This is a genomic window from Paenibacillus sp. ALE3 (assembly GCF_054113405.1).
Genome location: NZ_CM134214.1, coordinates 5,309,127 through 5,322,410 on the forward strand (window position 1 = coordinate 5,309,127; position 13,284 = coordinate 5,322,410).

The 13,284-nt window shown below is 48.1% G+C and carries 10 protein-coding genes and 3 rRNA genes; 1 reads left to right on the forward strand and 12 read right to left on the reverse strand.

Going from position 1 to position 13,284, the window contains the following annotated elements:
- Positions 1-47 precede the first annotated feature (47 nt).
- The 8 genes from yabA to ACXHJ2_RS23840 form a co-directional block, all read right to left on the reverse strand.
- On the reverse strand, positions 48-422 hold the full coding sequence (yabA, locus tag ACXHJ2_RS23805; RefSeq protein ID WP_013368663.1) for a DNA replication initiation control protein YabA: 375 nt from the start codon (positions 420-422) through the stop codon (positions 48-50).
- A 27-nt stretch (positions 423-449) separates the two neighbouring features.
- Positions 450-1,250 (reverse strand): PSP1 domain-containing protein, encoded by an 801-nt coding sequence (locus ACXHJ2_RS23810; protein ID WP_013368662.1) that lies wholly within the window; start codon positions 1,248-1,250, stop codon positions 450-452.
- Between the two features lie 138 nt (positions 1,251-1,388).
- Entirely contained in the window at positions 1,389-2,384 is a 996-nt protein-coding gene (holB, locus tag ACXHJ2_RS23815) for a DNA polymerase III subunit delta' (protein WP_013368661.1), read from the reverse strand.
- A 250-nt stretch (positions 2,385-2,634) separates the two neighbouring features.
- Positions 2,635-3,078 carry a YaaR family protein gene (locus tag ACXHJ2_RS23820; RefSeq protein WP_013368659.1) on the reverse strand — a complete coding sequence of 148 codons (444 nt, stop codon included), beginning with the start codon at positions 3,076-3,078 and terminating at the stop codon, positions 2,635-2,637.
- Between the two features lie 196 nt (positions 3,079-3,274).
- Complete coding sequence (locus tag ACXHJ2_RS23825; RefSeq protein ID WP_007427998.1) at positions 3,275-3,604, reverse strand: cyclic-di-AMP receptor; 330 nt, start codon at positions 3,602-3,604, stop codon at positions 3,275-3,277.
- 73 nt (positions 3,605-3,677) lie between these two features.
- Complete coding sequence (gene tmk, locus ACXHJ2_RS23830) at positions 3,678-4,325, reverse strand: dTMP kinase (protein WP_165083913.1); 648 nt, start codon at positions 4,323-4,325, stop codon at positions 3,678-3,680.
- Between the two features lie 102 nt (positions 4,326-4,427).
- Positions 4,428-6,011 carry an aminotransferase class I/II-fold pyridoxal phosphate-dependent enzyme gene (locus tag ACXHJ2_RS23835; RefSeq protein WP_165083915.1) on the reverse strand — a complete coding sequence of 528 codons (1,584 nt, stop codon included), beginning with the start codon at positions 6,009-6,011 and terminating at the stop codon, positions 4,428-4,430.
- A gap of 144 nt (positions 6,012-6,155) precedes the next feature.
- Positions 6,156-6,341: a sigma factor G inhibitor Gin gene (locus ACXHJ2_RS23840; RefSeq protein ID WP_013368656.1), complete on the reverse strand. Its 186-nt coding sequence runs from the start codon at positions 6,339-6,341 to the stop codon at positions 6,156-6,158.
- Between the two features lie 399 nt (positions 6,342-6,740).
- Between ACXHJ2_RS23840 and ACXHJ2_RS23845 the strand changes: the two genes are divergently transcribed.
- Positions 6,741-7,268 (forward strand): hypothetical protein, encoded by a 528-nt coding sequence (locus tag ACXHJ2_RS23845; protein ID WP_165083917.1) that lies wholly within the window; start codon positions 6,741-6,743, stop codon positions 7,266-7,268.
- A gap of 357 nt (positions 7,269-7,625) precedes the next feature.
- Here ACXHJ2_RS23845 and ACXHJ2_RS23850 read toward each other — a convergent pair whose 3' ends face one another.
- The 4 genes from ACXHJ2_RS23850 to ACXHJ2_RS23865 form a co-directional block, all read right to left on the reverse strand.
- The gene (locus ACXHJ2_RS23850) at positions 7,626-8,045 is read right to left on the reverse strand and encodes a hypothetical protein (protein WP_013368653.1); all 420 of its coding nucleotides are present in this window, start codon (positions 8,043-8,045) and stop codon (positions 7,626-7,628) included.
- Positions 8,046-8,275: 230 nt separating this feature from the next.
- Positions 8,276-8,392, reverse strand: a 5S ribosomal RNA gene (gene rrf / locus ACXHJ2_RS23855).
- 77 nt (positions 8,393-8,469) lie between these two features.
- A 23S ribosomal RNA gene (locus ACXHJ2_RS23860) occupies positions 8,470-11,394 on the reverse strand.
- 290 nt (positions 11,395-11,684) lie between these two features.
- Positions 11,685-13,238 (reverse strand): 16S ribosomal RNA (locus tag ACXHJ2_RS23865).
- Together the 16S, 23S and 5S rRNA genes form the textbook arrangement of a ribosomal RNA operon.
- Positions 13,239-13,284 lie beyond the last annotated feature (46 nt).

The window sequence follows — 13,284 nt, forward strand, 5'->3', positions numbered from 1 at the left end:
ACTTCCTTACAAAAAAGCCGTAGGCATCTTGCTCCTACGGCTTGTTTTTATTTATTCAAAAATGACAGACAGAAGAGGCAATCGCCTTCTGTTCGCAAATGTCCGTAATACACGTTGCATATATGAAATCCTTCATGATACAGCCTTGCCAGATTGTCGTAGCCTTCGCCCACGACCTCACCCGTTTCCTCTTCATCCTTAACGACGATCGGAGGAGGAAGTTTCGGCTTGCTTGCCGTCTTTTCTTCTCCAGAGGTCTCACGTTTGAGCATCTTGCGCACCTGTTCGTTTTCAATCGTTAGTCGTTGATTTTCCTCCAGCAGCTCTTTTACTGCCAGTTTCAATTCACCCAGATCGCTATGCAACTGTCCCATTTGGGTTTCCATTTCGTGAATACGCGCAAAAACATTTAATTTATCCAAGTTTCCACCCCGAAGCAACCTAATGGTTTACTTGACGACTACATCGTCCATTGGAAGTTCCTTGACCTTACTGATCTCAAACAGTTGAACATGTACCGTACGATGGCCTGCATTGACACCTACCACTTTTCCTTCTCCCAGAGAAGTGATAACCATCTTACCTACCTGAGGTAGCTCTTCTCGCATGCTCTCGTAGTTATCATGTTCAAATTTGAGACAGCACATCAATCTTCCGCACAACCCGGAAATTTTCGTCGGATTCAGCGACAAGCTCTGATCCTTCGCCATCTTAATAGATACCGGGTCAAAATCCCCCAGCCATGAGGAACAACACAGAATACGTCCGCAAGGTCCGATTCCACCAAGCATTTTAGCCTCATCCCGTACTCCGATCTGCCGCAGCTCAATTCGTGTACGAAAAATGCTGGCCAAATCCTTTACAAGCTCTCGAAAATCAACTCGACCCTCTGCCGTAAAATAAAAAATGATCTTATTGCGGTCAAATGTAAATTCCACATCTACCAGCTTCATTTTAAGGTTATGGTCTTTAATTTTATTTAAACACGTACCGAATGCATCCTTGGCCGCCAATTTATTCTCTTCTACAACAAGAGCGTCATCATCTCCGGCAATACGAATGACTTTTTTTAAGGGTAGGACAACATCCGAATCATTTACTTCTTTTTTGCCCACCACAACCTTGCCATATTCAATCCCGCGTGCGGTCTCTACTATGACGCAGTTTTCTTTCTCCACTGGAAGGTCCAGCGGATCAAAATAATAAGTCTTGCCCGCCTTCTTGAAACGGACACCCACTACACTATACAAAAATTAACCCCCTTGTATGCCACTAAACCTCATTTGTAGCCGACATTGTACGAATGGCCGCAATTGAAGTCTCACTGTCGCACAAACCGGGAACCTGGCGTCGCGGATTGTGCAGAGTGGAACAAGCGCGCCTTCCTGTTAGCCGGTGATAGAACCGCTTGTATCGGACAACCCAATCAGAAGCTGCTCCACGCATAATTGTCCGTTGACGTGAAAACGGAGCTTCTTCCTGCAATTCGCGGCCAAATCCATATAAGAGACCCATTGTTCCGTGCTGCGGGTGATTGCCAATTTGGAGACGGACTCCAAATGATCTATGAAAACAATGCTTTCGTGCCTTCCGTAACGGAAATGAAGCATATCTTTGAACCACAAATGAAACAGATGAAACAGAATATCCAGGTGATCAGAAAGTCCAGTTTTAAAAATCTTCTGTTGAGCCAGAATAATTGACGAACTCCCCCGGCTCATGGACTCCTTCACTAATTGTAACACTACGTTTCTAATTTCTGCAAACCAATTCTGCTGGAGAATTTCTCTACATGATTCCAGTCCGGAAGCCATATGAACCACTGACCGGACAAGTCCTGCCGTATAGCCTTCCCCAATTAACGCCTGCATCATCATTTCCGGCTGTAAAGCGTGGAAAGGTACCTGCTGTGTCCGCGATTGAATCGTAGGCAGCAACGCCTGTCCATTTTCAGAAATGAGTATACCGACCACAGGAATCTGAGGCTCCTCCAAAAATTTAAGCAGGCTGTTAGCAGCTTGCACTGTCATGGTATCCGCCTGCCGAATGATATATACCTTAGGGTTGGAGCTTTCAGATTTGTATGAAAATATTCGTTGAAGCCCACGAATCTGATCAATTTTAATCGTTGCCCCATCAGGCTCTACAATGTGCAAGTCCGGGTGATTCCCGTGCTCTACCTTGCGGCATGACAAGCACTCCCCACATGCATCATCCGTCTGTTTCTCACAGAATAAAGCCTTGGCAAAGGTCTGTGCCATGTTCATCTGTCCGCTTCCCTGCGGTCCGCTAAAAACATAAGCATGGCTGACTGTGTGATTCCGCAATGCACTCTGCAGCATTTTTTTGGCTACATCCTGCCCCAATATATGTTGGAAAGACATATTTCCTCACTTTCTCCACTGAAAACAACGATGAACCATCAGCTAACCGTTATTTCCCCGGGCGAGTTTGTTGCTGGTCCGATGATCTCACCCTCAAATCATGGTTCTTCAGTATAACTGTACTGCTGTTTGCATACTACGTTTGCCCACATGTACATAGTCAAAAATAATCTGCCAGCATGATCAGCAAGCAGATTATTTCATCGTGGCAACAGCCCATCTGTATTCATTTATAACATAAGACTGCATTTTAAAATGAAAGATTAATCAACAAACCTCTAATCTCACCGACTCCTTGTAAAAGCTCAATCTTCCCTTGCTCGGTATCAAGCAGCTCATCTGCCATTTTGAGCAATAGCTCATCCACTTCATCAATGAGCTTATAACGCTTGCTGCGTCCCCGACGATCCCATCCCTTTGTGTCCTTCATAGACACGCCACGCCGAACTGTATCTTCCAAAAACCGTTTGACCAGCATCTTATAGGCCTTCAACTCACGAATCGTCATTGAGCGAGCAAGACGATCTCCCTGCATTTGAATTTCCTTAAAGCGCCGGTTTAATTCCTCCTTCGAAGCCTGCTCCCCATTTTGCTGCATAACATCGGAGAAGCTTTTCGGTTGAATTGGCTTAGCACTCGTTTCATTTGTAGACAATGTACTGTGTAAAGGGCGGTAGCCCGGATTTATTTTCATATAAACCTGCTTTCTCCCCGGATGCTTCCCTTTTCCCTCAACGAACAGTTCAATAAAGAACTCGGGAGTCTCTTCGGCTTTCCGGGGGCTGCGCTGTAGCGCTGCCGTTTTAGTGGATCTGCTCCTCATTCCCATCATGAGCGAGAAACAGTCATTTCCACTTTCATATCGGCAAAATAGGTTCTATTGTGTAGATTCAGAAATGCTCGAAACGGTCTACAGGCATCACGAAAACTGTCGCTCCACCCACCTGCACTTCAACAGGCAACGGCAGATAGGAGTCCGTCGTCCCACTCATAGGGGTAACGGGTGTGACCAGCTGTTCACGTACCTTGCAACTGCTGCGAATGACATTCATCAACGAGTCTACCTGATTGTCATCAACACCAATCATAAATGTCGTATTGCCTGCACGCAGAAATCCTCCTGTACTGGCCAATTTGGTAGCACGGAAGTTAGCCTTCACCAGTCCGCTGGATAATCTATTACTGTCCTTATCCTGTACAATCGCAATAATCAGCTTCATCCTGTATTCCTCCTTCAAGTCATACTAGGGACACCTTGTCCCTAGCTCAATTTTACCGTATATCCTTCGACAATTATACGCTAAAATTCTGAATAAACCGCTTTTTCAGCAAATCCTTCAATACTTGCTCTACCTGCTCTGGTGCGGGAGATGCGTCCACAATCGTAATTCGTTCCGGAAATTTGCGAGCCAGCTCCAGATAAGCCTCTCGCACCTTATGGTGAAACGATATGCTCTCCATATCGAGGCGATCCATTTCCTCTCCTCGTGACGCATTAATTCTTGCCAACCCCAATTCGGGCTCAATATCCAGATAGAACGTGGCATCTGGCTCCCAATCATCTACCGCAAAGCGATTAATCGAAGCTACCTCTTCAATTCCGATTCCTCTTGCAAACCCTTGATAGACCAGGCTACTGTCCACAAAACGGTCACACAATACGATAGCTCCTTGTTCAATAGCCGGCTTTACCTTCTCCACCAAATGTTGGCGCCGCGCCGCCGCATATAAAAGTGCCTCTGTTCGGGCATCCATACTGGTATGAGTAGGGTCCAGAATGATAGAACGAATCTTTTCAGAAATCTCGATGCCGCCCGGTTCCCTCGTCGTGACGACTGGATGGCCTTCTTCCTCCATATACTTTGCCAGTCGTTGGATCATGGTTGTTTTACCGGAGCCGTCTCCCCCCTCCAGCGTAATAAAAATGCCTTTGCGATTCATGTTATTCCCTGCTTTCCTGCCTGAAAAATAAAAGTCACCCACAGGCTACGTATGCTTCTTTTATCCAGTCTTCTGTATTTGTTAATTCTCTAGTATTAATCTTTATTGTAAACGGAATACCCGAATCGTAAGCATACTTTCATCTGCTACCCCTTGCCATTTAGCTCCCAGCTCACGTAGACGAACCATCCGCAGAGCAATCGCTTCTGTGATCATTTCCCCTACATATAGCAGTGGGATACCTGGAGGATACGGGATAATCATTTCAGCAGCTGTCCTACCAGCTGATTCCTCTACAGGCACGATCTCCATCTGACCCGGATTAATCGGTTGAAGCCCAAACTGCACCGGACTGGAGTAAGCCTTCACTCCATCATTGTTCCACGTGGAAAAATCTAATTCTGGCCTCTGCTGCTCTTTCCCCGCTAACTCCGGCTCATCAGCCGTCCCCTTAAATCTTATATCATTATTTATATGCACAAGAGCCTGCAACAGGTGACTCGCATCCCTAGCTATAGAGCCTAACGTAAACAATAAAACCACATGTTTCTCGTCACTCATCTCTGGAATACATCCGTAAGTCTCCAACTCACGTTTTAACCCAAACCCATCTAGTACACCCCATGTATCATACAGCACCATTTTAAAAGGGTCCTGAGTTGAGTACCCATTTGTCCTCTCCTCAGCCCTTTCCAGGGCCTCAGAGATCCCCTTCTGAGCGTCACACTCTTCACTTGCCTGCTGTGTAGGCTCTACCAAGCGAAAGCGTGGGAGCTGCGCCAGGCCCTTTCTAAAAGCGTCTGCTGCCGCTAAGCCCTCTGTAAAGGCATCCGTGCCATAAGCATCAATATACCATCTTGCCAAATCCAGCGAGGCCATTAATGGATATGAAGGGCTGGAGCTTTGCACCATAGCCAGCCGCTGACGGAGCAGTTCCCGGTGAATTCTCCGTCCTTGCACATGTAGCACGGCGCCCATAGTCATAGCTGGAAGCATTTTATGTGTCGATTGGACGACTACATCAGCCCCACAGGAAAGAGCAGAGACTGGCAAACGAGGATGCAGCCCATAATGAGCACCATGTGCTTCATCTACCATCAACGGCACATCGGCTGCATGACAAGCTTTAGCTGTAGCAGTCAGATCATGCCCCATCCCATAATAGTTAGGCAACGTAAGTAACACTCCTTTAGCCGAAGGATAGTCCTTGAGTGCAGCCTTTATCGTGTCTGTCGATGGAGCAACCGCCAGCCCGCTTAGTGTATCTATTTCTGGATCTAGGAATACGGCCTTGGCCCCTGATAGCATGAGACCGTTCAGTACAGATTTGTGTACATTTCGCTGTACCAATAGTACATCTCCTGGCTTCGTGCATACGGTCAAAATCATAGCCAAATTACCGACTGTGCTGCCTCCAATAAGCCAAAAACTCTCTTCTGCACCGAAGCACTTCGCAGCCAGCTCCTGACCTTCACGGATTACGTCTTCTGGGTGATGCAAATCGTCCAGTCCGGTAATTTCCGTCGCATCAATAGACATCACCTCTTGCAACAGAGACGCCATATCTTCATGCCTATAGACTTGTCCATTTTTATGACCGGGTACATGGAAAGAAGCATTTCCCTGAGAACTGTAACGTATTAGAGCTTCCACTAATGGTGCATGAACCGCCTTTTTCCCCATCATTCTGCAATCCTTCCAAACAAAGCTTTATATCTACCCTATTTTATCGTAAAATCAAGCGGAATCCTACTTTTACTCACAGAAAAAAAGGCCCGTATCGACAGACCTTGGAATGCCCATCCTTCAAACACTAGCTAGCGAAGGATATTATGCATTTTTCTGTACCCAAATTTGCTTTAGTTGATCAATAAAAAAATGATATTTGGCGTCAGTTGCATCCGTGTGCACCATTTCCGCTTCACACGTATCACAGATAAACTCGGAAACGATAAAAATGCCTTCATGTTTGTGTTGTCCGCATATGATGCAGCGGTGGTCACCTTGATCATGCATATCCATCCCACCTTGTTTCTTTTACTATTAGTATGGGTCACTTTCTACTATTTTAAACCTTTTCATAGCCCAGTTCGACGATATACTCTATATATATTCTCCTTGGGCTATTATGGTGTTTGTACCCCGTATGTTTAAAAAAACAGCCGCATATGCCGATATAATAAGAAAAGCTTCTATGTATGGATGCCCTTTCATCGAAGCCTTTGTAAACTTCATCAGTGAGAGCTTTTCCTGTAATTATAGAATAGGTTAGCTAACGCTAGATGTCGTCGTTCTATACTCTTACAAAAAATAATTGATGCTTATTAAAGCGGCATGAGCGAAGTACCGTCCCTTTTTCCGGCTGTGGACGGGAAGCCACTTGTGATGCAGTAGATTAATGAAAGGACTGTTCGCATGACAGAGGAAACCGGAACCAAAGCTACCTACTATCACTACAAGCTCATCAAAAAAATCAATATACCGCGTCAGCTGATATGGAGTCACCTCACACTGCCTGTTATTATGCTTCTCTTTCTGCTTCTTGCCTTTTCCTGGACTAGTGTATTTTTGTTTGCTCTTGCCTTTTTCCTAACCTTATGGGTACACTTCGTAATCTCGCGATCTGTCCTATATATAGGTGGTGGGACAGCCTTCCGCAAACGCTGGGCATTCCAGCGCAGGTTGCCTTGGCTAGGCTATATGACAGACCAGTACATAGGCTATAGGATTTTTCGTCGTGTGCACATACATACACTCTGGATTGGTATCTGCTTGTCTGCCGTATTCATTCTCTGGTCTCCACCAGCCTTTACCGTATCCTTACTCTTCTGGCACTTATGGCTCATTGCACCGCGTTTATACGTCTTGAGTCGGCTTACAGGGGAGAGAAAAGACGGCATGTTGAAGTTAACCGATGAAGAAGCCTCCTACTATCAACAGTAAATCAATTCACCTCCTATCTGTACAGATCGAAACTTCAACTAATGTATCTCCAACGCTTCAGCCTAAGAATAATAAAAAGGAGCAACCCGACCCGGGTTGCTCCTTTTTTGTAATTTAACAATTATAATCCCTTTATTCTCTCACTAAATAGACTTTATCCACATTATATATGTCGTTAAAGTAGTAAATCAATCTATACACAAATATATAAAAGGAAGCCACTCTCTACACAACGGCAGTTTCAAGTGCTTCCCCATCTTATCATTCATCATTATCCGTACAGCAACCAATACACTATGAGTTAACTATGACCCCACAATACATCTTGTGTTGCATACTTAAGTGAAAATCGCACTCTTAATTAAGGTCTACACTTTTACTCTTCACGGTAGCTTTTCTGTCTTTTGGAACCAATACGGTAAAAGAACCATCATGCACAGACAAATGCACCATGTGTTTATTTTTCTGGAACACCTTCTGATTCGAGGTAGATAAATTCGGTTCCTCAGTCCAGCCCCAGGCTGCAATCTCCTCCAGATAAGGAGCAGGTAGACTATCGCTTTCCTTCAACGCTGGAAGTGCATAGCGTACATAGTCCATATCCGAATTGCTGCTGGCCCGATCAGTTTTACTAGCTTCTTTGGGAACCGGAAACGTCTTCTCGTTAGCAGCGCCCTCAAACGATGTCCAAGAAGGCTCCTCTTCCACGCACCCGGTAAGAATCGCGACAGCGACACTGAATAGCACCAATAGAGCAAGCCATTTATTTCGCCGCATGATCTTCCCTCCTTACCAGCCTGATTGACTATACAAAATCCTATAATGGAGTTTGCATAATTCTGCAATATAGCAGCGTATGTGTATGGGATTCAATACCTATATTATACAGGGTTTGCTCTTACATTCCGTAACAAAAATGTTACCTTCCTTTTGTAAGGATATTTCCAAATTACATCTATATGCAAAAAAAACCATAATCTTAGTAAGATCATGGTTCTCTACTTGTTGCTTGGCAACGTCCTACTCTCCCAGGACCCTGCGGTCCAAGTACCATCGGCGCTGGAGGACTTAACGGTCGTGTTCGGGATGGGTACGTGTGGAACCCCTCCGCTATCGCCACCAAACATGAATTTGCCTCGCAAATTCTAACTTCAAGATTACACCCTGAAAACTGGATCCGAAACTTCCTTGCGTCTTATCTTAGGATAAGCCCTCGACCGATTAGTATTGGTCAGCTCCATGCATTACTGCACTTCCACCCCCAACCTATCTACCTCGTCGTCTTCAAGGGGTCTTACATACTGGGAAATCTCATCTTGAGGGGGGCTTCACGCTTAGATGCTTTCAGCGCTTATCCCTTCCGTACATAGCTACCCAGCGGTGCTCCTGGCGGAACAACTGGTACACCAGCGGTACGTCCATCCCGGTCCTCTCGTACTAAGGACAGCTCCTCTCAAATTTCCTACGCCCACGACAGATAGGGACCGAACTGTCTCACGACGTTCTGAACCCAGCTCGCGTACCGCTTTAATGGGCGAACAGCCCAACCCTTGGGACCTACTTCAGCCCCAGGATGCGATGAGCCGACATCGAGGTGCCAAACCTCCCCGTCGATGTGGACTCTTGGGGGAGATAAGCCTGTTATCCCCAGGGTAGCTTTTATCCGTTGAGCGATGGCCCTTCCATGCGGTACCACCGGATCACTAAGCCCGACTTTCGTCCCTGCTCGACTTGTAGGTCTCGCAGTCAAGCTCCCTTCTGCCTTTGCACTCTTCGAATGATTTCCAACCATTCTGAGGGAACCTTGGGGCGCCTCCGTTACTCTTTAGGAGGCGACCGCCCCAGTCAAACTGCCCACCTGACACTGTCCTCGCACCGGATCACGGTACCAAGTTAGAACCTAGATACGATCAGGGTGGTATCCCAAGGATGCCTCCTCTCAAGCTGGCGCTCAAGATTCAACGGCTCCCACCTATCCTGTACAGATCGTACCCAAATTCAATATCAAGCTGCAGTAAAGCTCCATGGGGTCTTTCCGTCTTGTCGCGGGTAACCTGCATCTTCACAGGTATTAAAATTTCACCGGATCTCTCGTTGAGACAGCGCCCAAGTCGTTACGCCATTCGTGCGGGTCAGAATTTACCTGACAAGGAATTTCGCTACCTTAGGACCGTTATAGTTACGGCCGCCGTTTACTGGGGCTTCGGTTCATAGCTTCGCCCGAAGGCTTACCACTCCCCTTAACCTTCCAGCACCGGGCAGGCGTCAGCCCGTATACTTCGCCTTGCGGCTTCGCACAGACCTGTGTTTTTGCTAAACAGTCGCTTGGGCCTTTTCACTGCGGCCCCCTCGGGCTATTCACCCTACCGAGGCACCCCTTCTCCCGAAGTTACGGGGTCATTTTGCCGAGTTCCTTAACGAGAGTTCTTCCGCGCGCCTTAGAATTCTCTTCTCGCCTACCTGTGTCGGTTTGCGGTACGGGCACCTTCTCCTGGCTAGAGGCTTTTCTTGGCAGTCTGAGATCATGACCTTCGCTACTCCAATTTTCGCTCCCCATCACAGCCCAGCCTTACGATGTGCGGATTTGCCTACACATCAGCCTCACTGCTTAGACGGACATCCATCAGTCCGCGTCACTACCCTACTGCGTCACCCCATCGCTCATAACGGATTACGGTGGTACAGGAATTTCGACCTGTTGTCCTTCGACTACGCCTATCGGCCTCGCCTTAGGTCCCGACTTACCCTGAGCGGACGAACCTTCCTCAGGAACCCTTAGGCTTTCGGCGGATCTGATTCTCACAGATCTTTTCGTTACTCATACCGGCATTCTCACTTGAATGCAGTCCAGCGCTCCTTCCGGTACACCTTCAACCCGCATTCAACGCTCCCCTACCCCTGATGCAAGCATCAAGCCATAGCTTCGGTGGTGTGTTTAGCCCCGTTACATTTTCGGCGCAGAGTCACTCGACCAGTGAGCTATTACGCACTCTTTCAATGGTGGCTGCTTCTAAGCCAACATCCTGGTTGTCTGTGCAACTCCACATCCTTTCCCACTTAACACACACTTGGGGACCTTAGCTGATGGTCTGGGCTGTTTCCCTTTCGACAATGGATCTTAGCACTCACTGTCTGACTCCCGGAACTAAATCTATGGCATTCGGAGTTTGACTGAGCTTGGTAACCCTTGCGGGCCCCGCACCCAATCAGTGCTCTACCTCCACGATTCTTTTTTCCGAGGCTAGCCCTAAAGCTATTTCGGGGAGAACCAGCTATCTCCGGGTTCGATTGGAATTTCTCCGCTACCCCCACCTCATCCCCGCATTTTTCAACATGCGTGGGTTCGGGCCTCCAGTGCGTGTTACCGCACCTTCACCCTGGACAGGGGTAGATCACCCGGTTTCGGGTCTACGTCCACGTACTCATTCGCCCTATTCAGACTCGCTTTCGCTGCGGCTTCAGCTCTTCACCTTAACCTTGCACGGGAACGTAACTCGCCGGTTCATTCTACAAAAGGCACGCCATCACCCATCGATCGGGCTCTGACTTCTTGTAAGCACACGGTTTCAGGATCTATTTCACTCCCCTTCCGGGGTGCTTTTCACCTTTCCCTCACGGTACTGCTTCACTATCGGTCGCCAGGGAGTATTTAGCCTTGGCAGATGGTCCTGCCGGATTCATACGGGGTTTCACGTGCCCCGCACTACTCGGGATCCGTCTCGGAGGGAACAAGTTTTGAACTACAGGGCTTTTACCTTCTCTGGCGGGCCTTTCCAGACCTCTTCATCTAACCGGTTCCTTTGTAACTCCATGTGAGACGTCCCACAACCCCAAGGAGCAAGCTCCTTGGTTTGGGCTAATCCGCGTTCGCTCGCCGCTACTGACGGAATCACTATTGTTTTCTCTTCCTCAGGGTACTTAGATGTTTCAGTTCCCCTGGTCTGCCTCTCACTCACCTATGAATTCAGTGAGTAGCGACTGTCGATGAAGACAGCCGGGTTTCCCCATTCGGACATCCCCGGATCAAAGCTTGCTTACAGCTCCCCGAGGCCTTATCGTTGTTCGCCACGTCCTTCGTCGGCTCCTGGCGCCTAGGCATCCTCCGTGTGCTCTTTGTAGCTTAACCTAGACTTTTCTTTCGCAGAAAGAAAATGTCGATGTTTAATAAGAAAATGATTTTTGCTACAAGCAAAATATCTTTCCTTATTGGCTACCTTTATTTCACTTGTTTACACAAGATCAGCTTAAAGGAATATTCTAAAACGCAATTTCGTTTCGGTATCCAGTTTTCAAGGTGCAATTCGAGAGTTTGAACTCTCAAAACTGAGCAACGAGTGAGTAACAGGCCTAAACCTGAGTTTTGAAGCTTACGCTTCATATTTGAATGTTTCCATCGCAGGAAACGATTCTCCATAGAAAGGAGGTGATCCAGCCGCACCTTCCGATACGGCTACCTTGTTACGACTTCACCCCAATCATCTACCCCACCTTCGGCGGCTGGCTCCTTGCGGTTACCTCACCGACTTCGGGTGTTGTAAACTCTCGTGGTGTGACGGGCGGTGTGTACAAGACCCGGGAACGTATTCACCGCGGCATGCTGATCCGCGATTACTAGCAATTCCGACTTCATGTAGGCGAGTTGCAGCCTACAATCCGAACTGAGACCGGCTTTTCTAGGATTGGCTCCACCTCGCGGCTTCGCTTCCCGTTGTACCGGCCATTGTAGTACGTGTGTAGCCCAGGTCATAAGGGGCATGATGATTTGACGTCATCCCCACCTTCCTCCGGTTTGTCACCGGCAGTCTGCTTAGAGTGCCCAGCTTGACCTGCTGGCAACTAAGCATAAGGGTTGCGCTCGTTGCGGGACTTAACCCAACATCTCACGACACGAGCTGACGACAACCATGCACCACCTGTCTCCTCTGTCCCGAAGGAAAGGTCTATCTCTAGACCGGTCAGAGGGATGTCAAGACCTGGTAAGGTTCTTCGCGTTGCTTCGAATTAAACCACATACTCCACTGCTTGTGCGGGTCCCCGTCAATTCCTTTGAGTTTCAGTCTTGCGACCGTACTCCCCAGGCGGAATGCTTAATGTGTTAACTTCGGCACCAAGGGTATCGAAACCCCTAACACCTAGCATTCATCGTTTACGGCGTGGACTACCAGGGTATCTAATCCTGTTTGCTCCCCACGCTTTCGCGCCTCAGCGTCAGTTACAGCCCAGAGAGTCGCCTTCGCCACTGGTGTTCCTCCACATCTCTACGCATTTCACCGCTACACGTGGAATTCCACTCTCCTCTTCTGCACTCAAGCTCTCCAGTTTCCAGTGCGACCCGAAGTTGAGCCTCGGGATTAAACACCAGACTTAAAGAGCCGCCTGCGCGCGCTTTACGCCCAATAATTCCGGACAACGCTTGCCCCCTACGTATTACCGCGGCTGCTGGCACGTAGTTAGCCGGGGCTTTCTTCTCAGGTACCGTCACTCTTGTAGCAGTTACTCTACAAGACGTTCTTCCCTGGCAACAGAGCTTTACGATCCGAAAACCTTCATCACTCACGCGGCGTTGCTCCGTCAGGCTTTCGCCCATTGCGGAAGATTCCCTACTGCTGCCTCCCGTAGGAGTCTGGGCCGTGTCTCAGTCCCAGTGTGGCCGATCACCCTCTCAGGTCGGCTACGCATCGTCGCCTTGGTAGGCCATTACCCCACCAACTAGCTAATGCGCCGCAGGCCCATCCACAAGTGACAGATTGCTCCGTCTTTCCTCCTTCTCCCATGCAGGAAAAGGATGTATCGGGTATTAGCTACCGTTTCCGGTAGTTATCCCTGTCTTGTGGGCAGGTTGCCTACGTGTTACTCACCCGTCCGCCGCTAGATTATTTAGAAGCAAGCTTCTAAATAATCCCGCTCGACTTGCATGTATTAGGCACGCCGCCAGCGTTCGTCCTGAGCCAGGATCAAACTCTCCATTAAAGACCAACCGAAGTTGGTTTATCGAAAGAGCGATTAGCTCATTTGA